The organism is Sphingomonas flavalba, from assembly GCF_047553045.1.
In the GTDB taxonomy this organism is placed as follows: Bacteria; Pseudomonadota; Alphaproteobacteria; order Sphingomonadales; family Sphingomonadaceae; genus Sphingomonas_L; species Sphingomonas_L flavalba_A.
On record NZ_CP180208.1, the window covers coordinates 2149392 to 2170818 of the forward strand.

Genomic DNA, 21427 nt, shown 5'->3' on the forward strand with positions numbered 1-21427 from the left:
AAAGAGAGTGAGTAGATGGCAAAAAAGATAACCGGCTATATCAAGCTGCAGGTGCCGGCCGGCGCCGCCAACCCGTCGCCGCCAATCGGCCCGGCGCTTGGTCAGCGCGGCGTCAACATCATGGAATTCTGCAAGGCGTTCAACGCGGCGACCGGCGACCTGGAAAAGGGCGCGCCGACCCCGACCGTCATCACCGTCTACGCCGACCGCAGCTTTTCGTTCGAGACCAAGACGCCGCCGGCAACCTATCTGCTAAAGAAAGCGGCCAATCTGAAGTCCGGGTCCAAGGAACCGGGCAAGGCGACGATCGGTAAGATCAAGCGTTCGCAGGTGGCTGAAATCGCCCAGGTCAAGATGAAGGACCTGAACGCCAACGATATCGAGGCGGCGACCCGCATCATCGAAGGCAGCGCCCGCGCAATGGGCCTCGACGTGGTGGAGGGCTGAACCGATGGCATTTCAGAGCAAGAAGGCAAAGCAGCTCGCCACGACCGTTGACCGGGAGAAGCTGCACGGTGTCGACGAGGCGATCGCCATCGTCCGCTCCAACGCCACCGCCAAGTTCGACGAGACGATCGAAGTCGCGCTGAACCTGGGCGTGGACCCGCGTCACGCCGACCAGATGGTTCGCGGCGTCGTCACCCTGCCCAAGGGCACCGGCAAGACGGTTCGCGTCGGCGTGTTCGCGCGCGGCGCGAAGGCCGACGAAGCGACGGCGGCGGGTGCCGACGTCGTCGGCGCCGAGGATCTGCTGGAGATCGTCCAGGGCGGCAAGATCGAGTTCGATCGCTGCATCGCGACGCCCGACATGATGGGTCTGGTCGGCCGCCTCGGCAAGGTGCTCGGCCCGAAGGGGCTGATGCCGAACCCGAAGCTGGGCACCGTGACAATGAACGTCGGCGAAGCGGTGAAGGCGGCCAAGGGCGGCCAGGTGGAATACCGGGTCGAAAAGGCCGGCATCATCCACAGCGGCATCGGCAAGGCGTCGTTCCCCGCCGATGACCTGCGCGCCAATTTCGACGCGCTGGTCGATGCGGTGATCAAGGCCAAGCCGACCGGTGCCAAGGGCAAGTATCTGCGCAAGATCGCGCTGAGCTCGTCGATGGGCCCGGGCGTCAAGATCGACACCGCCGAGGTCGCCGGCGCCTGACGCCAGCCACGGCTGAAATATGAAAGGGCCGGGAGCGATCCCGGCCCTTTTCGTTTGGTCCGGCCGGAAGCGGCTACAGCTTGACTTTACGGGCATCGACGCTAACAGCCCCTCTGCCGTGCGGGCTCGTCCGTACGGCGACCGTCCGAGACAGCGGGTGGAGGGAATATGCCCTCCTTAATCCCCCGCCTAGACGGGGAAAGTTTCCTGAGGCGGCGGCCACCACGTGCCCTGCGCCTCTGCCAGCCGGAAAGCCTTCGCGTTGCGCGGGGCCGCATCGGCCGACGCCTTCCCCACGGACAGTGAATGCCTCCGGCGGATGTCCCGCCGGGGAAATGTGGAGAATGGCATGGATCGAGCTCAAAAGTCCGAGCTGGTCGCCGAACTGAACCGCACCTTCTCCGAGGTCGGCGTGGTGGTCGTCACCCGCAACCTCGGCCTCACCGTCGCGCAATCGACGGTGCTGCGCGGGAAGATGCGCGAAGCCGGCGCCAGCTACAAAGTGGCCAAGAACCGACTCGCCAAGATCGCAGTCGAGGGAACGCCCTACGCCGGAATCAGCGACCTGCTGACCGGGCCGACCGGCATCGCCTCATCCTCCGACCCGGTGGCCGCCGCCAAGGTGGCCGTCGATTTCGCGAAGGCGAACGACAAGTTCGAAATCGTGGGCGGGGCGATGGGCGACACGCTCCTCGATGTCGATGGCGTGAAGGCGCTGGCGGCACTGCCGTCGCTCGACGAACTGCGCGCCAAGATCGTCGGTCTCGTCCAGGCGCCTGCGACCAAGGTGGTCCAGGTCGTCCAGGCACCGGCCGGCCAGCTTGCGCGTGTCTTCGGCGCTTATGCGGCCAAGGACGCGGCCTGATTTTTACGAAGCACTCAACCGAACATTCCGATTGGAGATATTGAAATGGCTGATCTGAACAAGCTGGTCGACGACCTGTCGGCGCTGACCGTCATCGAAGCTGCCGAGCTGTCGAAGCTCCTCGAAGAGAAGTGGGGCGTGTCCGCCGCTGCCGCCGTCGCCGTCGCCGGCCCGGCTGCTGCCGGTGGTGCCGCTCCGGCCGCCGAAGAGAAGACCGAGTTCGACGTGATCCTGACCGGCGACGGTGGCAAGAAGATCAACGTCATCAAGGAAGTCCGCGCGATCACCGGCCTGGGCCTGACCGAAGCCAAGACCCTGGTCGAGAGCGCCCCGAAGGCGGTCAAGGAAGGCGTCAACAAGGACGAGGCCGAGAAGATCAAGAAGCAGCTCGAGGAAGCCGGCGCGACCGTCGAACTCAAGTAACTTCGGGTCTTCCCGAAAACAGAAGGGGCGGCTCCACCCGGGGCCGCCCTTTTTGCGTTCCAGCCGGTCAGGCGACGACCCAGTTACCGTGGAAGCCGGGCGGCACGCGGTGCGGGATGTGGACGGTCGCGCGCGGCGGGCCGGTGAAGTCGGCAGCGTCCAAGATCTGAAGTTCGGTCGTCTGGGCGTTCATGTCGACGACCAGGCCGATCAGCCAGCCCTGCCCTTCGCCTTCGCCCGCCGGATCGGGAACGAACACGAATTCACCTGGGTGTCGGCCGGGGCCGAAATCGTGGGCCAGCGTACCGCCATCGATCAGGTCGTGCCGGAACAGCCGGGTATCGCCGATCGCCAGCTCCCCCGCTGCCGGCGGCAGGGCGACGGTATAGAGGTAGCGATAGGGCTGGCCGGTGCGACGTTCGTCGTAGCGGGGAAATTCCTGGCAATGGTCGTGGATCACCTGCCGCCGGACCGAGCAGCTGGCCGGATCGACCGTCCAGCGTTCCAGACGTGAGGCTGGGGAGTCCGGGCCGCGCCGGCTTTCAGCGAACATCGTGTCGTGGACGACGACGTCGACGATGACGCTGCCGTCGGGCGCGTCATAGGCATTGCCGGTGTGGAAGACGTAGCAAGGGTCGACCGCGCACCAGATGATGTCGGCCCCTGCCCCGTCCTTGGCGAGCAGGCCGACGCGGGCGGCGTGGGTCGGGTTCCAGCGATAGGGGAAACGCTGCCCCCGCAGCAGCGCCTTCATCGAGAAGGTGACCGGCAGGTCGAGGACAACGACGCGGCTGGCGGTGATCGCGCAGTCGTGGATGCTGGGGCCGTCGGTGACGGCGATCGGTTCGCGCCGGCTCACCCGCCCGGCGGCGTCGACGACGACATGCCAGACGGTGTCCTGGGTCATCGCGTCATAGGTGATCGCGTGGAGCGCGCCGGTTTCCGGGTCAAGGTGCGGATGGGCGGAGAAGGGACCGGCGAGCGTGCCGTCGAACGGGTTGTGGGCCAGCGTTTCAAGCCCTTCGTCGACCTCGACCGGATGGCCGCCGGCTTCGACGATCGCCCAGCTGCGGCCGGCATGGCCGATGATGTTGGTATTGGCGTTGTCGGAGAGGGCGGCGCGCTGGCCGGGGGCCGGCGGTTCGCCGAACGCGGCGCTGACCGCGTTCGAGCGCAGCCAGCGGTTGCGGTACCAGAGCGCGCGGCCGCCGGCGATGCGGACGCCGTGGGCCATGCCGTCGCCGGTGAACCAGTGATAGTCGGCCGGGTTGGGCGGGGTGACCGGGTTGGGGCCGATCCACAGGTAGCGGCCGTCGAGAGCCGGGGGGATGACGCCGGTGACGGCGAGGTCGAGGATCGTCTCCTCCGTCGTCATCGGCTGGTGGATGCCGGTGAGGTATGGATGGGGGCCGGGCGGCGGGGCGAGGCGGGCGCGGTTGAAGGCGGCGACGCGGTGGACGCCCTTGCCGACGACGGATCGGATCGCGGTTTCCACCAAGGTTGTCATGGCAACATCACCTTTCCTATTTTCGCCGGTATGTTTACAGCGACAACATGACTCGCAAAGGTAACAGCGTCAACATTGAATCGCGGCGCGGCTATCACCACGGCGACCTGCGCGGCGCGCTGATCGCGATCGGGCTGGACATGCTGGCGGCGATGCCGGCGGAGGCGATCAGCCTGCGCGAGATCGCCCGGCGCGCCGGGGTCAGCGCCACCGCCGTCTACCGCCATTTTCCCGACAAGCAGGCACTGTTCGCCGCGCTGGCCCGCGAAGGCATGGAACGGCTGGGCGGGTTGCAGCGCGCGGCGAGCGCGGCGGCCGGCGGCGGCGGTCCCGGCCTGGCGGCGAGCGGCTGCACCTATGTGCGTTTCGCGGTCGACAACCCGGCGCTGTTCCGGCTGGCCTTCGCCTCCGCCCCGGCGACGGCGCTGCTCGACCTGCCGCTGGACGAGGCGGGCAGCGCGATGCGCGGATTGCGCGAGGCGATCGCCGCGCTGATGCCGGGCGACCTGCCGCCGGCGGCGCGGCGCGACGCGGCGCTGCACGCCTGGTCGCTGGTCCACGGGCTGGCGATGCTGATCCTGGACGGACAGGTCGGTTACGACCCGGCCGAAGTCGAGCGGGTGATCCGCGCCACCCTGCCCGGCGGCGGCGCCGGCTGAGCGGGCGGCGGTTTGACAGCGCCCCGCCCCATCCCTATATCGCGCCACACACCACAGTTTGCCGGGAAATGACGCGCCCTCGCGCAGCGTGTCGGACGAATTGGCAGGCCGGGGTTCCGGACGCTGAAGCTGCGATCCCCGCCTTGGGGATATCGCGGCTTTTTGCGTCTTTCTGCGTGCCCGATACGTAAAGACGAGGCGAACCAGACTCATGGCGACCAAGGCAGTTTCCGCCCCCCAGGCCGGCGGCATCGCGAAGAAGCGCATCCGCAAGATGTTCGGCAACATCCACGAAGTCGTGCAGATGCCGAACCTGATCGAGGTGCAGCGCGAGAGCTACGAGCAGTTCCTGCGGTCCAACCCGTCGATCGGCTATGTGTCGGGCCTGGAAAAGACGCTGCGGTCGGTTTTCCCGATCCGCGATTTTGCCGGCACCGCCGAGCTCGACTTCGTGCATTACGAGCTTGAGCCGCCGAAATACGACACCGACGAATGCCGTCAGCGCGGCATCACCTATGCCGCGCCGATGCGCGTCACCCTGCGCCTGATCGTGTTCGAGGTGGACGCCGACACCGAAACCCGGTCCGTCCTCGATATCAAGGAGCAGGACGTGTACATGGGCGACATGCCGCTCATGACCGAGAACGGCACCTTCATCATCAACGGCACCGAGCGCGTGATCGTGTCGCAGATGCACCGGTCGCCGGGCGTGCTGTTCGACCATGACCGCGGCAAGACCCACGCCAGCGGCAAATATCTGTTTGCCGCCCGCGTCATCCCCTATCGCGGGTCGTGGCTGGACTTCGAATTCGACGCCAAGGACATCGTCAACGTCCGCATCGACCGCAAGCGCAAGCTGCCGGTCACCGCGCTGCTCTATGCGCTTGGCCTGACCAGCGAGGGCATCCTTGAGCAGTTCTACAACCGCGTCACCTTCGTCCGCGGCGAAGGCGGCTGGCAGGTGCCCTATATCGTCGAGAACTGGCGCGGCCAGAAGCCGACCTATGACGTGATCGACGCCAAGACCGGCGAAGTCGTGTTCGCCGCCGGCCAGAAGATTTCGCCCCGCGCCGCCAACAAGGCCGGCAAGGACGGGCTGGAGACGCTGCTGATCCCGACCGAGGAGATTTTCGGCCGTTATTCCGCGCTCGACCTGATCAACGAGAGCACCGGCGAGATCTACATCGAGGCCGGCGACGAAGTGTCGGCGGAGAATCTGGAGAAGCTGGACAAGGCCGGCATCGACCGGATCGAGCTGCTCGACATCGACCATGTCAACACCGGCCCGTGGATCCGCAACACGCTGAAGGTCGACAAGGCCGAGGACCGTGACCACGCCCTGTCCGACATCTACCGCGTCATGCGCCCCGGCGAGCCGCCGACGCGCGAAACCGCCGAGGCGCTGTTCGCCGGCCTGTTCTTCGACCCCGAGCGTTACGACCTGTCGGCCGTCGGCCGCGTCAAGCTGAACATGCGGCTTGAGCTGGACGCCGAGGACACCGTCACCACGCTGCGTACCGAGGATATTCTTGCCGTCATCAAGACGCTGGTCGACCTGAAGGACGGCAAGGGCGAGATCGACGACATCGACAACCTTGGCAACCGCCGTGTCCGTTCGGTCGGCGAGCTGCTGGAAAACCAGTACCGCGTCGGCCTGCTGCGCATGGAGCGCGCGGTGAAGGAGCGGATGTCGAGCGTCGACGTGTCGACGGTGATGCCGAACGACCTGATCAACGCCAAGCCGGCGGTCGCCGCCGTGCGCGAGTTCTTCGGTTCTTCGCAGCTGTCGCAGTTCATGGACCAGACCAACCCGCTGTCGGAAGTGACCCACAAGCGCCGCGTGTCGGCGCTTGGGCCGGGCGGCCTGACCCGCGAGCGCGCGGGCTTCGAGGTGCGCGACGTTCACCCGACGCATTACGGCCGCATCTGCCCGATCGAGACGCCGGAAGGCCCGAACATCGGCCTGATCAACTCGCTCGCCAGTTTCAGCCGCGTCAACAAATACGGGTTCATCGAAACGCCGTACCGCAAGGTCGCGGACGGCAAGGTGACCGACGAGGTCGTCTATCTGTCGGCGATGGAAGAAGCCCGGCATACCATTGCCCAGGCGAATGCCGAGCTGGACGGCGAAGGCCGGTTGACCGAGGAACTGATTTCCGCCCGTCAGGCCGGCGAGTTCCTGATGGCGCTGCGCGAGAACATCACCCTGATGGACGTCAGCCCCAAGCAGCTGGTGTCGGTGGCCGCGTCGCTGATCCCGTTTCTGGAAAATGACGACGCCAACCGCGCGCTGATGGGATCGAACATGCAGCGCCAGGCGGTGCCGCTGGTCCGCGCCGAGGCGCCGTTCGTCGGCACCGGCATGGAAGAGACGGTGGCCCGCGATTCCGGCGCGGCGATCGCCGCCAAGCGCGCCGGGATCGTCGACCAGGTCGACGCCAGCCGCATCGTCATCCGCGCGACCGGCGAAGTGGACGCCGGGCGTTCGGGCGTCGACATCTACACGCTGATGAAGTTCCAGCGGTCCAACCAGAACACCTGCATCAACCAGCGTCCGCTGGTGAAGGTGGGCGACGTGGTCGCCGACGGCGACATCATCGCCGACGGTCCGTCGACCGAGCTGGGCGAACTGGCGCTGGGCCGCAACAGCCTGGTCGCGTTCATGCCGTGGAACGGCTACAACTACGAGGATTCCATCCTGATCTCCGAGCGGATCGTGAAGGATGACGTCTTCACCTCGATCCACATCGAGGAATTCGAGGTGATGGCCCGCGACACCAAGCTGGGGCCGGAAGACATCACCCGCGATATCCCGAACGTCGGCGAGGAAGCCCTGCGCAACCTTGACGAGGCGGGCATCGTCTACATCGGCGCCGAGGTCGAGCCGGGCGACATTCTGGTCGGCAAGATCACGCCGAAGGGCGAATCGCCGATGACGCCGGAGGAAAAGCTGCTCCGCGCGATCTTTGGCGAAAAGGCGTCCGACGTGCGCGACACGTCGCTGCGCCTGCCGCCGGGCGTGGCCGGGACCATTGTCGAGGTCCGCGTGTTCAACCGCCACGGCATCGACAAGGACGAGCGCGCGATGGCGATCGAGCGCGAGGAGATCGACCGGCTCGCCAAGGACCGCGAGGACGAACGCACCATCCTGAACCGCGCCACCTGGGCCCGGCTGAAGGAAATGCTGATCGGCCAGGTGGCGACCGCCGCGCCGAAGGGTATCAAGAAGGGTCAGGAGATCACCGAGGAGCTGCTGGCCGAGGCCGAGCGCCACGAGTGGTGGAAGTTCGCCGTTGCCGACGACGCGCGCCAGACCGACCTGGAAGCGGTGAAGACGCAGTATGACGACGCGGTCAAGCTGATCAACGACAAGTTCGAGGATCGGCGCGAGAAGCTGGAGCGCGGCGACGAGCTGCCGCCGGGCGTGCTGAAGATGGTCAAGGTGTTCGTCGCGGTGAAGCGCAAGCTGCAGCCGGGCGACAAGATGGCCGGCCGCCACGGCAACAAGGGCGTGATCAGCCGCATCCTGCCGATCGAGGACATGCCGTTCCTGGAAGACGGCACCCCGGTCGACATCGTGCTCAACCCGCTCGGCGTGCCGAGCCGGATGAACGTCGGCCAGATCTTCGAGACGCATCTGGGCTGGGCCGCGCGCGGCCTGGGCCGCCAGATCGCCGGGGCGCTCGACCAGTGGCGCGAGGCCAACCCCGGCGCCACGCCGGGCGCGATGCCGGAAGCGGTGAAGGACAGGCTGAAGACAATCTACGGCGACGCCTATCAGGCCGAAATCGACGCGCGCAGCCCCGACCAGCTGGTCGAGCTGGCCGAAAACCTGCGCGGCGGCGTGCCGATGGCGACGCCGGTGTTCGACGGCGCCCGCGGCGACGACGTGGCGGCGATGCTGGAGCTGGCCGGGCTTGACCGGTCCGGGCAGGTCGAGCTGTTCGACGGGCGGACCGGCAACCAGTTCGACCGCAAGGTGACTGTCGGCTACATCTACATGCTGAAGCTGCACCACCTGGTCGACGACAAGATCCACGCGCGTTCGATCGGGCCGTACAGCCTCGTCACCCAGCAGCCGCTGGGCGGCAAGGCGCAGTTCGGCGGCCAGCGTTTCGGCGAGATGGAGGTCTGGGCGCTCCAGGCCTACGGCGCCGCCTACACGCTGCAGGAGATGCTGACGGTCAAGTCCGACGACGTTATCGGCCGGACCAAGGTCTACGAAGCGATCGTCAAGGGCGACGACACGTTCGAGGCCGGCATCCCCGAAAGCTTCAACGTGCTGATCAAGGAAATGCGGTCGCTTGGCCTGAACGTCGAGTTGAAGAACGACGACGAGGGCGAGGACGAGCCGCCGGCGCTGGCCGCGGAGTGACCCGCCAAGGCTCCTCCCCCCGCTGGGGAGGAGCCGGGGACGGCCCAGCCCGCCGCCGCCGAGATGACAGCCCCAGCCCCTCCCCCCGCACCGGAGGGGCCAAGGAGTGAAACGAATGAACGAACTGACCCACTTCGCCAATCCGGTCGCCAAGCCCGAGACGTTCGACCAGATCCAGATCGGCATCGCCAGCCCGGAGCGCATCCGCAGCTGGTCTTTCGGCGAAATCAAGAAGCCGGAGACGATCAACTACCGCACGTTCAAGCCGGAACGCGACGGCCTGTTCTGCGCGCGCATCTTCGGGCCGATCAAGGACTATGAGTGCCTGTGCGGCAAGTACAAGCGCATGAAGTACAAGGGCATCGTCTGCGAGAAGTGCGGCGTCGAGGTCACCGTGTCCAAGGTGCGCCGCGAGCGGATGGGCCATATCGAGCTGGCCGCGCCGGTCGCCCACATCTGGTTCCTGAAATCGCTGCCCAGCCGCATCGGCCTGCTGCTCGACATGCAGCTGAAGCAGCTGGAGCGGGTGCTGTATTTCGAAGCCTATATCGTCGTCGAGCCGGGCCTGACGCCGCTGGAGAAGTACCAGCTGCTGACCGAGGACGAGCTGCTTGAGGCGCAGGACGAATATGGCGAGGACGCTTTCTCCGCCGGGATCGGTGCCGAGGCCGTCCGCCGGATGCTGGAGGAGCTGGACCTTGAGGGCGAGCGCACCCAGCTTCTGGAAGAGCTGGCGACGACCAAGTCGGAACTGAAGCCCAAGAAGATCATCAAGCGGCTGAAAGTCGTCGAGAGCTTCATCGATTCCGGCAACCGCCCGGAATGGATGATCCTGGAAGTCATTCCGGTCATCCCGCCGGAACTGCGCCCGCTGGTGCCGCTCGACGGCGGCCGGTTCGCGACGTCGGACCTGAACGACCTGTACCGCCGCGTCATCAACCGCAACAACCGCCTGAAGCGGCTGATGGAGCTGCGCGCGCCGGACATCATCGTCCGCAACGAAAAGCGCATGCTGCAGGAAGCGGTTGACGCGCTGTTCGACAACGGCCGCCGCGGCCGCACGATTACCGGCGCCAACAAGCGGCCGCTGAAGTCGCTGTCCGACATGCTGAAGGGCAAGCAGGGCCGGTTCCGCCAGAACCTGCTCGGCAAGCGCGTCGACTATTCGGGCCGTTCGGTCATCGTCACCGGGCCGGAGCTGAAGCTGCACCAGTGCGGCCTGCCGAAGAAGATGGCGCTGGAGCTGTTCAAGCCGTTCATCTACGCCCGGCTTGACGCCAAGGGCCTGTCGATGACGCTGAAGCAGGCCAAGAAGTGGGTCGAGAAGGAGCGCAAGGAAGTCTGGGACATCCTGGACGAGGTGATCCGCGAGCACCCGGTGATGCTGAACCGCGCGCCGACGCTCCACCGCCTTGGCATCCAGGCGTTCGAGCCGGTGCTGATCGAGGGCAAGGCGATCCAGCTTCACCCGCTGGTCTGTTCCGCGTTCAACGCCGACTTCGACGGCGACCAGATGGCCGTGCACGTGCCGCTGAGCCTTGAGGCGCAGCTGGAAGCGCGCGTGCTGATGATGTCGACCAACAACATCCTGTCCCCCGCCAACGGCAAGCCGATCATCGTGCCGTCGCAGGACATGGTGCTGGGCATCTATTACCTGTCGATGGAGCGCACCGGCGAGCCGGGCGAAGGCATGCTGCTGTCCGACATGAGCGAGGTCCACCAGGCGCTGAACGCCGGGGCGGTGACCCTGCACAGCAAGATCACGTCGCGCGTGCCGCAGACCGACGAGGCCGGCAACACCTACATGAAGCGGGTGGAGACGACGCCGGGCCGCATGCTGATCGGCGAGACCCTGCCGAAAAGCGCCAAGGTGCCGTTCGAGACGATCAACCGGCTGCTGACCAAGAAGGATGTCGGTGACGTCATCGACGAGGTCTATCGCCACACCGGCCAGAAGGAGACGGTGCTGTTCGCCGACGCGATCATGTCGCTCGGCTTCCGCCACGCCTTCCAGGCCGGCATTTCGTTCGGCATGGACGACATGATCATCCCGGCGTCGAAGGAAGCGACCGTCGACGAGACCCGCGCGCTGGTGAAGGATTACGAGCAGCAGTATCAGGACGGCCTGATCACCCAGCAGGAAAAGTACAACAAGGTGATCGACGCCTGGAGCCGGTGCGGCGACCAGGTGGCCAACGCGATGATGGAGGAACTGAAGGCGCAGCCCCGGCTGGACAACGGCCGGCTGGCGCCGATCAACTCGATCTACATGATGGCCCATTCCGGCGCCCGCGGTTCGCAGGCGCAGATGAAGCAGTTGGCCGGCATGCGCGGCCTGATGGCCAAGCCGTCGGGCGAGATCATCGAAACGCCGATCATCTCCAACTTCAAGGAAGGCCTGACCGTCCTTGAGTATTTCAACTCGACCCACGGCGCCCGCAAGGGCCTGGCCGACACCGCGCTCAAGACGGCGAACTCAGGCTACCTGACCCGCCGTCTGGTCGACGTGTCGCAGGACTGCGTCGTGATCGAGGAAGATTGCGGCACCGAGCGCGCGCTGGAGATGAAGGCGATCGTTCAGGGCGGCGCGACGATCGCGTCGCTCGGCGAGCGCATTCTGGGCCGGACCACCGCCGAGGACATCGTCGACAGCAAGACCGGCGAGGTCGAAATCGCCAGCGGCACGCTGCTCGACGAGCCGATGGTGGCGCGGATCGAGGCGATCGGCATCCAGTCGGTCAAGATCCGTTCGCCGCTGATCTGCGAGTCGAAGCAGGGCGTGTGCGGCAAGTGCTATGGCCGCGATCTGGCCCGCGGCACCCCGGTCAACATCGGCGAGGCGGTCGGCGTGATCGCCGCCCAGTCGATCGGCGAGCCGGGCACCCAGCTGACGATGCGGACCTTCCACATCGGCGGCGCCGCGCAGCTGAACGAGCAGTCGAACCTGGACGCGCCGGCAGACGGCACCGCCCAGTTCCGCGACCTGCGCGTCATCATCGACCAGCGCGGCCGCCGCGTCGTGCTGTCGCGGTCCGGCGAACTGGTGATCGTCGATGCCGAGGGCCGCGAGCGGGCGGTCCACCGCATCCCCTACGGCGCGTATCTGATGGTCGATGACGGCCAGACGATCGCCAAGGGTGACCGGATGGCGGAATGGGACCCGTTCACCATGCCGGTGATCACCGAGAACCCCGGCATCGTGAAGTATCAGGACCTGATCGAGGGCAAGACGCTGGTCGAACAGACCGACGAGGCCACCGGCATCGCCCAGCGCGTCGTCATCGAGTATCGGGCGCCGACCAAGAGCAAGGAGGACCTGCGGCCGCGCCTGACCCTGCTCGACGCGGAATCGGGCGAGGCGGGGCGCTACATGCTCGCCGCCGGCGCGACGCTGTCGATTGAGGACGGACAGGAGGTCAAGGCCGGCGACGTGCTGGCCCGTGTCAGCCGCGAAGCCGCCAAGACCCGCGACATCACCGGCGGTCTGCCGCGCGTCGCCGAGCTGTTCGAGGCGCGCAAGCCCAAGGAGAACGCGATCATCGCCAAGGTGTCCGGCCGGGTCGAATTCGGCAAGGATTACAAGGCGAAACGCAAGATCGGCATCCGTCCCGAAGATGGTGGCGATCTGGTCGAATATCTGGTGCCGAAGTCCAAGGTCATCGACGTGCAGGAAGGCGACTACGTCAAGCGCGGCGACAACCTGATCGGCGGCAGCCCCGACCCGCACGACATCCTTGAAGTGCTGGGCATCGAGCCGCTGGCCGAATATCTCGTTTCGGAAATCCAGGAGGTCTATCGTCTGCAGGGCGTGAAGATCAACGACAAGCACATCGAGACGATCGTTCGCCAGATGCTGCAGAAGGTCGAGATCACCGTTGCCGGCGACACCACCCTGCTCCCCGGCGAGCAGGTCGACCGCGAGGAAATGGACGAGATCAACGCCAAGCTTACGCCCAACCAGCAGCCGGCCGAAGGCAAGCCGGTGCTGCTCGGCATCACCAAGGCGTCGCTGCAGACCCGCAGCTTCATCTCGGCCGCGTCCTTCCAGGAAACGACCCGGGTGCTGACCGAAGCTTCGGTGCAGGGCAAGAAGGACCAGCTGATCGGCCTGAAGGAGAATGTCATCGTCGGCCGGCTGATCCCGGCGGGAACCGGCGCGGGCATGAACCGGATGCGGATCGCCGCGAACAGCCGCGATGCCGCGCTGCGCGCTGCCCAGCGCAATTGGCAGGAATCGCTGATTGCGCCGCAAAGCGCCGCCGAAGAGCATGCCGCCGAACTGCGCCGCCCGGTCGAGGACGACACCGGCAACGACGCGCTGGCGGCGGTTGTCGCGACCACCGATGGCGAGGACGGCGCCGAGGAATAGGCGCCGCCCCGACAGCGGAAGAACAGCCGCAAACCCCGTCGGACCCGGTCCGGCGGGGTTTCGGTTGGAAGAGAGGTGCGGGACAGCGTGGGCACAGGGCATGCGCAGCCCGGCCCCGGCAACCGCGCCTCGATTGATTTTCCCGCGCGGTTACCGCAAGGCGGGCGACGAAGGAGTGTGACGATGGCGGCGAAGTGGACGCCCGATAGCTGGACGACGCACGAAGCGCGGCAGCTTCCGACCTACCCCGACGCGGCGGCGCTGCGTGCGGCGACGGCCGAGCTTGGTAGCTATCCGCCGCTGGTCTTTGCCGGCGAGGCGCGCGACCTGAAGGCGGAGCTGGCGACGGTGGCCGAGGGCAAGGCCTTTCTGCTGCAGGGCGGCGACTGCGCCGAATCCTTCGCCGAGTTCCACCCCAACAACATCCGCGACACGTTCCGCGTCATCCTTCAGATGGCGGTGGTGCTGACCTATGCGTCGAAACTGCCGACGGTGAAGGTCGGCCGCATGGCCGGGCAGTTCGCCAAGCCGCGTTCGGCCGACCTGGAGGAACAGGACGGTGTCGCCCTGCCGTCCTACCGTGGCGACATTATCAACGACATCGCCTTCGCGCCGGACGGGCGGGTGCCAGACCCGCAGCGGATGATCCGCGCCTACAGCCAGGCGGCGGCGACGCAGAACCTGCTGCGCGCCTTTGCCCAGGGCGGATATGCCAACCTGCACCAGGTCCACCGCTGGACCCATGATTTCATGGGCCGCAGCCCGTGGGCCAGGAAATACGCCGAGACCGCCGACCGGATCAGCGACGCGCTGGAGTTCATGGCGGCGTGCGGCATCAGCCCGGACACGGTGCCGCAGTTGAAGGCGACGCAGTTCTACACCAGCCACGAGGCGCTGCTGCTCCCCTACGAGCAGGCGCTGACCCGCGAGGACAGCCTGACCGGCGACTGGTACGACACCAGCGCCCATTTCCTGTGGATCGGCGACCGCACCCGTTTCGACGGATCGGCGCATGTCGAATATCTGCGCGGCATCGGCAACCCGATCGGCATGAAATGCGGCCCCAGCCTGGAGCCGGACGCGCTGCTGCGCCTGCTCGACACGCTGAACCCGGCGCGCGAGCCGGGGCGGATGACGCTGATCACCCGCTATGGTTATGACAAGATCGAGAGCGGGCTGCCGCGCCTTGTCCGCGCCGTGCAGCGCGAGGGGCACCCGGTGGTGTGGTCGTGCGACCCGATGCACGGCAACGTCGTCAAGGCGAATAACGGCTACAAGACCCGGCCGTTCGACCGGATTCTGGCCGAGGTGCGCGGCTTCTTCGCCGTCCACCGCGCCGAGGGCAGCTTTGCCGGCGGCATCCATGCCGAAATGACCGGCCAGAACGTCACCGAATGCACCGGCGGCGCGGTGGCGGTGACCGAGCAGAGCCTGGCCGACCGCTACCACACCCACTGCGACCCGCGGCTGAACGCCAGCCAGTCGCTTGAACTGGCTTTCCTGCTGGCAGAAATGCTCAATCAGGAAGTGAAGGAGCGGCGCAAGGCCGCGGCCTGAGCCGGATGCATGGCGGCCGCGGCTATTGCGCGGTCGCCGGTTCGGCGGTTTCGGGCGGGTCTTCGCCGGTCCAGCCCGGTTCTCTGTCCAGCCGCGCCAGCATTTTCCGCGCCTGTTCGGCCAGTTCGCCACCATGCGGGTCGTAGGCGACAGGACCGAGCACGATCCGCGCATCCGCTTGCCGCTTGCCGGCAAGCAGCGCCGACGCCAGCGTCATCCGCAGCCCGTCGTCGAACGGCGCCAGTTCCAGCGCCCGGACCAGCCCGGCCAGCGCGAGCGGCGGCGGCGGCAGCCCCTGATCGACATAGCTGCGGTAGAAATAGATCAGCGGCAGGGGATGGTCGTTCTCAAGCCGATTGAGCGCGATGAACGGCGCGCGGGCCAGCGCATAGGCGGCAGCGCGGTCATCGGCGCTTTCGGCCCGGCGGAACAGTGCATAACCCTTCTGCACATAGGCGTTGACCTGCGCCGGATCGACGGCCAGCGCCGCATCGGCGGCGGCGATCGCCTCCTTGTCGTTGCCCGCGTCATATTCCGCCTCCGCCAGCGCGGAGAGCACCGCCGGGTCGGCGGGGAAGCGGGCGGCGATGGCCCGTGCTTCCGCCACCAGCGCCTTCGCCCCGGCGGCGTCGACACCATAGGCGGAGCGCACGCGCACCGGCATCATCGCCGCTTCGCCGGGACCGAGCGGCCGCACGTCGATCGCGCCGGGGCTGAGCAGGTCCGGCGGCAGCCTGACCGCGTCTATCCGCGTGCGCTTCTGATAGCTGTCGAGATCGCGGTTGAGCGAAGCGAGGTCGCCGAACGCCTGTTCCGCCGCCGGGCGGGCCGCCGTGCCGCCAGCGAGCAGAGCGAGATATTTGGCGAGCTGGCCTTTCCGCGCCTGATCGAACGACAGATAGTGGAAGAGTAGCCAGCTGCGGCCGTAAAACACGTTGCCCTTCGCCAGCGTCTTTTCCTGATCCCGCCGGTCATCGAGCAGTTCCTCCACCCGCAGGCCCGGCCCGTAAAGCAGGCCGCCGACGCGGTACCAGGCGGTGCCGCCCAAGGTGACGCTGCCGTCGCCGCCGAAGCTGCTGGCGGCGTAGAATTCCGCCCCGCCTTCCGACATCCAGCGTGGCATCGGCTGGCCGGACAACGAATGCATCAGGTGGTGCGCATATTCGTGGAGCAGGACCGCCATCGAGAAGTCGACCTTACCCTTGCCGGGGGAGACAGCGGACAGGAAGGCGACCGAGCCGGCGGCGCGCGCCATATAGCGACCGGCATAATTCTTATTTTCGGGCCCGAACAGATTGCGCAGCGCGGTGCTGGTCGGGAGGACGTAGACGGCGACGCGGTTCGACGGGCTGGGCGGCGCTTCCTTGCGCCCGGACATCAGCAGCACGGCGGCATGGTAGCGTTCGAGCTGGTCGGAAAAGCGGCGCACGTTGCGTTCGGCATCGTCGGCGTAGATGACGAAATGCGCGCTCGACGCGCGCAGCCATTTCGCCTGGCCGGCGCCCGGCCAGAACAGCAGCATCAGCGAGCCGGCCAGACAAGCCCAGCGCACGTCCTATCCCCCCGGACACCAGATGACGAGAGAGTAACCTACGGAATAAACAGGTTTATGCAAGGCGCCGTCGCCGGCGTTAGCGCACGACCTCATCCGGACCGACGCCCCATAGATGCGCGGTTTGGACATAGCCCTTGCGGCCTTTTCCGGCGTCGAACGCGCACCAGCCATTGGCGCAGGCCTTGATCCGGCCGATCACGCCGGCTTCCGCCCGCCAGACAATTTTCGCGCCTGGTGTCGGGGTGGCCCGCAGTGGGCGGGTGCCGCCGACGACGATCGCGGTACGGGTGTCGCTGAGCAGCACGCTCAGCATCCAGCCGGTCGCGCCGTCGACATCCTGCACCTTGCGCCAGTTGGTGTGGTTTTCGGTGTAGGTTTCCACCACCTTCAGCGGCATGGCGCGGCGGTGGTAGAGCCACAGCGTCGGGAAGTTGCGGCCCGGCCCGCTGCGCATCCGCGCTTCCCCGGCGGCGATCGACACCCAGTAGGGCGTCGCCTTTTGCTGGGCGGCGGCCGGTTCCGGGGCCAGCGCCAACCCGATCATAAGCGCCACACCTGCCGCTACGCGCACCACCCGCCCCTTTCCTGTCACCAGACCCCCTGTTGCCAAAGCCGCCGCCGATCAGCAAGGGGGCCGCCGCAGGGCATTGACGTGGCCCGGCGCCCGCCCGATAGCCGCGCAATGGCCGATACCGCCCGCCCCAGCCGCCCCGCCGTCACCGTTACCCGCGCGCTGCCCGCCGGGGTGGAGCAGCGGATGGCCGACCTGTTCGCCGTCACCCTGAACCCGACCGACACGCCGATGGACCGCGCCGCGCTGGCCGCCGCGATGGCGGAGGCGGACGTGCTGGTGCCGACCGTGACCGACGAGATCGACGCGGACCTGATCGCCGGGGCCGGCGAGCGGCTGCGGCTGATCGCCAGCTTTGGCGCCGGCACCGATCATATCGACCTGAAAGCGGCGCGGGCGAAGGGCATCATCGTCACCAACACGCCGGGCGTGTTCACCGACGACACCGCCGACATGGTGATGGCGCTGATCCTGGCGGCGCCGCGCCGGCTGGCCGAGGGCGAGGCGCTGGTCCGGTCGAAACAGTGGCGCGGATGGAGCCCGACGTCGATGCTCGGCCGCCGCGTATCCGGCAAGAAGCTGGGCATTTTGGGCATGGGCCGGATCGGCCAGGCGATCGCGATGCGCGCCCGCGGTTTCGGCATGGAGGTGCATTACCATAACCGCCGCCGCCTGCCCGAAGTGGTCGAGCGTGCCGTGTCCGCCCATTGGCACCCGGAACTGGACGCGATGCTGACCGAGATCGATTTCCTGTCGATCAACTGCCCGCACAACGCCGAAACCCACCACATGATCGACGCCGAGCGGCTGGCGCTGCTTGGCCCGCATTCCTACCTGGTCAACGTCGCGCGCGGCGAGATCGTCGATGAGGCGGCGCTGGTCGACGCGCTGCGCGACGGCCGGATCGGCGGCGCCGGGCTGGATGTCTATGCCGAGGAACCGCAGGTGTCGGACGCGCTGATCGCGCTGACCAACGTCGTTCTGCTGCCGCACATGGCATCGGCGACGGTCGAGGGCCGCGATGCGTCGGGCGCCAAGGTGATCGCCAACATCAAGGCCTGGGCCGACGGCCATCGCCCGCCCGATCAGGTCCTGGAAGGCTGGGCATAGGCGTCTGGCGGAGCAGCGGCGCCCCCATCCCATGCCCGTCGATCAGCCGCGCCCGGCGAACAGAGCGGCAAAGCCGACAGCGACGACCGCCGCGCCCAGCCACAACCGCATGGCGCCAGTATAGGCGGCGAGCGGCAGGCCGGTGATACGGGCGAACAGGTAAAGTGTGTGGCTCATGACCGATAGATGGGGTCGCCCCACCCCACTGTCCAACCGGTAATTCCGTTCCCCATATTCGGTTTTGGCAATCAACCACGCGCCGACGCTTGCCAAATGCGGCACGGACGGCTAGCCAGCGCCCCGTCATCTGGGGAGTAGCCACCCGCGCAATTGCGGGCGCCCGCTGTCAACATGCTCGGTCGAGAGGCCGTGGCGGCGGGGAACGGACCACCGTTCCGGCAAGACCAATGGCACCGTGCTTTCGCCTCGCCGGGCGGGAGAGACGGTGCTTTTGGATCCGCCGCCCGGCCCCGGAGTCGTCCGTCATGGAACCCCTGCTCACCTCCACCGCCGTCGTCGCGCTGGCCGAGATCGGCGACAAGACGCAGTTGCTTGCCATCGTCCTCGCCACGCGTTTCAAGCGGCCCTGGCCGATCGTCGCCGGCATATTGGTCGCGACGCTGGCCAACCATTTCCTGGCCGCGCTGGCCGGGGCGCAGGCGGCGGCGCTGTTCGACGGGCCGCTGTTCCGCACGCTGGTCGCGCTGTCGTTCATCGCGATGGCGGCGTGGACGCTGGTGCCCGACCGGCTGGACGATGCCGAGGCGAAGCCGGCGCGGTTCGGTGCGTTCGTCACCACCGTCATCGCCTTCTTCCTGGTCGAGATGGGCGACAAGACGCAGATCGCCACCGTCGCGCTCGGCGCACGCTACCAAGCCGCGCTGATGGTCACGGCGGGAACGACGCTGGGCATGATGCTGGCCAATGTGCCGGCGGTTTTCCTCGGCAACGCGCTGATCCGCCGGGTGCCGCTCCACATCGTGCGGATGGTGGCGGCGGCGCTGTTCCTGGCGATTGGCCTGTGGCTGCTCGCGGCGACGGCGGGATGGGTGTGATGGCGTCTGTCCCCGCTTTCGCAGGGAGGCATTGAGACACTCAATCCAGGGCGGCGAGCCATTCGGCCATCATCGCCCGGCCGGCGGCGACGGCGCCGGGGCCGAGGCGGTCATGGTCGTCGTGCAGGGTGCCGGCGTCAGTGCCGACGCGGGCGATGCTGTCAGCGCTGCTGTCCACCCACGCGCCGAAGCGCGGGTCCTGACCCATTTCGGCATGGCATTGCAGCGCGAGGACCGCCCCGCCGCGGCGGAACGCCTGATGCGGGTAGGCGGCGGTCGAGGCGAGCAGTTCGACCCCCACCGGCAGGTCGAACGTGTCGCCGTGCCAGTGCAGAACCGGCACGTCGGCGATATGGGCGACCGGCGAGCGACGACCGGCGTCCGACAGGGTGACCGGCGCGAAGCCGACCTCGCTGGTCGCGCCGGGATAGACGCGGGCGCCGAGCGCGGCGGCGATCATCTGGCTGCCGAGGCAGACGCCGAGCGTCGGCCGATCGGCATCGAGCCGGGCGCGCAGCTTCTCAAGCTGGTGCGGTATCCACGGATGCGCGTCGGTTTCATAGACGCCCATCGGCCCGCCCATCATCACCAGCAGGTCCGGCGCGCGGAAATCGACATGGGCGAAGATCGGGTCGGACACGTCGACCCGGTCGATCGCATAGCCGGCGGCCTCGATCGGCTGGCGGAAACCGGCCACGCCCTCATAGGGGACGTGGCGGACGACCAGCGCCCGTTTCATCCGCTCAATCCCCGGTCAAAATCCGGTCGACCAGCTGTTTCACGGTCGGCACGAAACCGTTGGAATAGAACGGATCGGTCTTGAAATTGAACGCGCCGTGGCCGGCGAACATCAGATTGTCGTCGACCGGGCCGCCATGGGCGATGTCCTGCAGCGTCTTCTGGATGCAGAAGCTGCGCGGATCGGCCAGCCGGCCGGTCGAGTTGGTCTCGGTATCCGCCCAGGAGGAGAAGCCGCACTGGCTGAGGCAGCCCATGCAGTCGGCCTGATCCTTGCGGATCATGTCGCGTTCGTCCGGCGTGGTGAAGACCAGCGTGTTGTCCGGTGTCTTCAGCGCGACGGTGAAGCCCTGCGCGTCCCATTCGCGGGCGCGCAGCAGATCGTTGCGGGTCACCCAGAAATTGCGGCCCTTGACGCCGACGTCGAGCTGGAACTGGTGGTCACCCGCCGCCTCGCCGGAAAAAGCGATCTGCCGGTCCGAACGCGCTTCCAGCCCGCGCAGGAAGGTGTTGCGCACCGCCGACGAATAAAAGCCGGTCGGCGAGAAGCGGTGGAGCAGAATGTCGCCGTCCTCCAGCGTCATCAGCCGGTTCTTCCACCCTTCCGGGATCGGGCTTTCGCGGGTGAGCAGCGGCCGGGTGCCGAACTGGAACGCGATCTGGCCCAGTTCCGGGTTGTCGATCCAGTTTTCCCAGTCGCGCAGATACCAGACGCCGCCGGCCATGACGATCGGCACGCTGTCGGCGATGCCGCCTTCGCGCATCGTCTCGCGCAGCGCCTTGACCCGCGGATAGGGGTCTTCCGGCTTCAGCGGGTCTTCGGCGTTGGACAGGCCGTTATGGCCGCCGGCCAGCCAGGGGTCTTCGTAGACCACCGCCGCCAGCCATTCCGACGCCTTGGAATAGGCGCGTTTCCACAGCGCGCGGAAGGCGCGGGCCGAGCTGATGATCGGCAGGTAGTTGACGTTGTAGGAGGCCGCGATCTCGCTCAGCTTGTAGGGCATGCCGGCGCCGCAGGTGACACCGGCGACCATGCCGCGCGTCCGTTCCAGCACGCCGTGGAGCACGCGCTGGGCACCGCCCATTTCCCACAGCACGTTGATGTTGATCGCGCCCTTGCCGTTCGCCATTTCGAACGCGCGGCGGACCTGATCGACAGCGCCGTCAATCGCATACTGAACCAGTTCGTCGTGCCGTTCGCGGCGGGTGCGGGATTTGTAGACCTGCGGGATGATCTTGCCGGTCGGATCATAGCTGTCGGCGTTGACCGCCGACACGGTGCCGATGCCGCCGGCCGCCGCCCAGGCGCCCGAACTCATGTGGTTCGACACCGCGACACCCTTGCCCCCCTCGATCAGCGGCCAGACTTCGCGGCCGGCATAGAGGATGGGCTTTACCCCCTTGAACATCGATTCTCCCGTTTCATGCATGCGCCCGGCAATCCGGGCGGTTCGACCGCCCTATAGCAGCCCGATGCCGGATTGGGACGCAAA

16 protein-coding genes are annotated in these 21427 nt (G+C 67.2%); 10 read left to right on the forward strand and 6 right to left on the reverse strand.

What is annotated here, in order from left to right:
- The first annotated feature begins 15 nt into the window (after window positions 1-15).
- The 4 genes from rplK (at window position 16) to rplL (ending at window position 2438) form a co-directional block, all read left to right on the forward strand.
- On the forward strand, window positions 16-447 hold the full coding sequence (gene rplK, locus ACMT1E_RS10275; protein ID WP_414900072.1) for a 50S ribosomal protein L11: 432 nt from the start codon (window positions 16-18) through the stop codon (window positions 445-447).
- Window positions 448-451: 4 nt separating this feature from the next.
- The gene (gene rplA / locus ACMT1E_RS10280) at window positions 452-1150 is read left to right on the forward strand and encodes a 50S ribosomal protein L1 (RefSeq protein WP_414900073.1); all 699 of its coding nucleotides are present in this window, start codon (window positions 452-454) and stop codon (window positions 1148-1150) included.
- A 349-nt stretch (window positions 1151-1499) separates the two neighbouring features.
- Window positions 1500-2015 carry a 50S ribosomal protein L10 gene (rplJ, locus tag ACMT1E_RS10285; protein WP_414900074.1) on the forward strand — a complete coding sequence of 172 codons (516 nt, stop codon included), beginning with the start codon at window positions 1500-1502 and terminating at the stop codon, window positions 2013-2015.
- A gap of 45 nt (window positions 2016-2060) precedes the next feature.
- On the forward strand, window positions 2061-2438 hold the full coding sequence (rplL, locus tag ACMT1E_RS10290) for a 50S ribosomal protein L7/L12 (RefSeq protein ID WP_136163104.1): 378 nt from the start codon (window positions 2061-2063) through the stop codon (window positions 2436-2438).
- Between the two features lie 67 nt (window positions 2439-2505).
- Here rplL and ACMT1E_RS10295 read toward each other — a convergent pair whose 3' ends face one another.
- On the reverse strand, window positions 2506-3945 hold the full coding sequence (locus ACMT1E_RS10295; RefSeq protein WP_414900075.1) for a carotenoid oxygenase family protein: 1440 nt from the start codon (window positions 3943-3945) through the stop codon (window positions 2506-2508).
- Between the two features lie 47 nt (window positions 3946-3992).
- Between ACMT1E_RS10295 and ACMT1E_RS10300 the strand changes: the two genes are divergently transcribed.
- The 4 genes from ACMT1E_RS10300 (at window position 3993) to ACMT1E_RS10315 (ending at window position 14905) form a co-directional block, all read left to right on the forward strand.
- Window positions 3993-4604 carry a TetR/AcrR family transcriptional regulator gene (locus ACMT1E_RS10300; protein WP_414900076.1) on the forward strand — a complete coding sequence of 204 codons (612 nt, stop codon included), beginning with the start codon at window positions 3993-3995 and terminating at the stop codon, window positions 4602-4604.
- 211 nt (window positions 4605-4815) lie between these two features.
- Complete coding sequence (gene rpoB / locus ACMT1E_RS10305) at window positions 4816-8979, forward strand: DNA-directed RNA polymerase subunit beta (RefSeq protein ID WP_414900077.1); 4164 nt, start codon at window positions 4816-4818, stop codon at window positions 8977-8979.
- Window positions 8980-9094: 115 nt separating this feature from the next.
- Window positions 9095-13348, forward strand: coding sequence for a DNA-directed RNA polymerase subunit beta' (gene rpoC / locus ACMT1E_RS10310; protein ID WP_414900078.1), 4254 nt, complete (start codon window positions 9095-9097; stop codon window positions 13346-13348).
- A gap of 183 nt (window positions 13349-13531) precedes the next feature.
- Window positions 13532-14905 (forward strand): class II 3-deoxy-7-phosphoheptulonate synthase, encoded by a 1374-nt coding sequence (locus tag ACMT1E_RS10315; RefSeq protein WP_414900080.1) that lies wholly within the window; start codon window positions 13532-13534, stop codon window positions 14903-14905.
- 22 nt (window positions 14906-14927) lie between these two features.
- Here ACMT1E_RS10315 and ACMT1E_RS10320 read toward each other — a convergent pair whose 3' ends face one another.
- Together ACMT1E_RS10320 and ACMT1E_RS10325 are read right to left on the reverse strand one after the other, a co-directional pair.
- Window positions 14928-16457: a hypothetical protein gene (locus ACMT1E_RS10320; protein ID WP_414900082.1), complete on the reverse strand. Its 1530-nt coding sequence runs from the start codon at window positions 16455-16457 to the stop codon at window positions 14928-14930.
- 79 nt (window positions 16458-16536) lie between these two features.
- Window positions 16537-17031: an SH3 domain-containing protein gene (locus ACMT1E_RS10325; RefSeq protein WP_414900084.1), complete on the reverse strand. Its 495-nt coding sequence runs from the start codon at window positions 17029-17031 to the stop codon at window positions 16537-16539.
- Between the two features lie 111 nt (window positions 17032-17142).
- On the opposite strand from ACMT1E_RS10325, the gene ACMT1E_RS10330 reads away from it, so the two are divergent.
- Complete coding sequence (locus tag ACMT1E_RS10330) at window positions 17143-18141, forward strand: 2-hydroxyacid dehydrogenase (RefSeq protein WP_414900086.1); 999 nt, start codon at window positions 17143-17145, stop codon at window positions 18139-18141.
- A 42-nt stretch (window positions 18142-18183) separates the two neighbouring features.
- On the opposite strand, the gene ACMT1E_RS10335 is transcribed toward ACMT1E_RS10330, so the two are convergent.
- Complete coding sequence (locus ACMT1E_RS10335) at window positions 18184-18318, reverse strand: hypothetical protein (protein ID WP_414900087.1); 135 nt, start codon at window positions 18316-18318, stop codon at window positions 18184-18186.
- Between the two features lie 308 nt (window positions 18319-18626).
- Here ACMT1E_RS10335 and ACMT1E_RS10340 point away from each other — a divergent pair, with 308 nt between their 5' ends.
- Window positions 18627-19196, forward strand: coding sequence for a TMEM165/GDT1 family protein (locus tag ACMT1E_RS10340; RefSeq protein WP_414900088.1), 570 nt, complete (start codon window positions 18627-18629; stop codon window positions 19194-19196).
- A 40-nt stretch (window positions 19197-19236) separates the two neighbouring features.
- Here the strand turns inward: ACMT1E_RS10340 and ACMT1E_RS10345 are convergent, their stop codons facing one another.
- Both ACMT1E_RS10345 and ACMT1E_RS10350 read right to left on the reverse strand, forming a co-directional pair.
- Window positions 19237-19935, reverse strand: a complete 699-nt coding sequence (locus ACMT1E_RS10345) for a glutamine amidotransferase (protein WP_414900090.1) — start codon at window positions 19933-19935, stop codon at window positions 19237-19239.
- Between the two features lie 4 nt (window positions 19936-19939).
- Window positions 19940-21343: an NAD(P)H-dependent flavin oxidoreductase gene (locus ACMT1E_RS10350; protein ID WP_414900091.1), complete on the reverse strand. Its 1404-nt coding sequence runs from the start codon at window positions 21341-21343 to the stop codon at window positions 19940-19942.
- Between the last annotated feature and the right edge of the window lie 84 nt (window positions 21344-21427).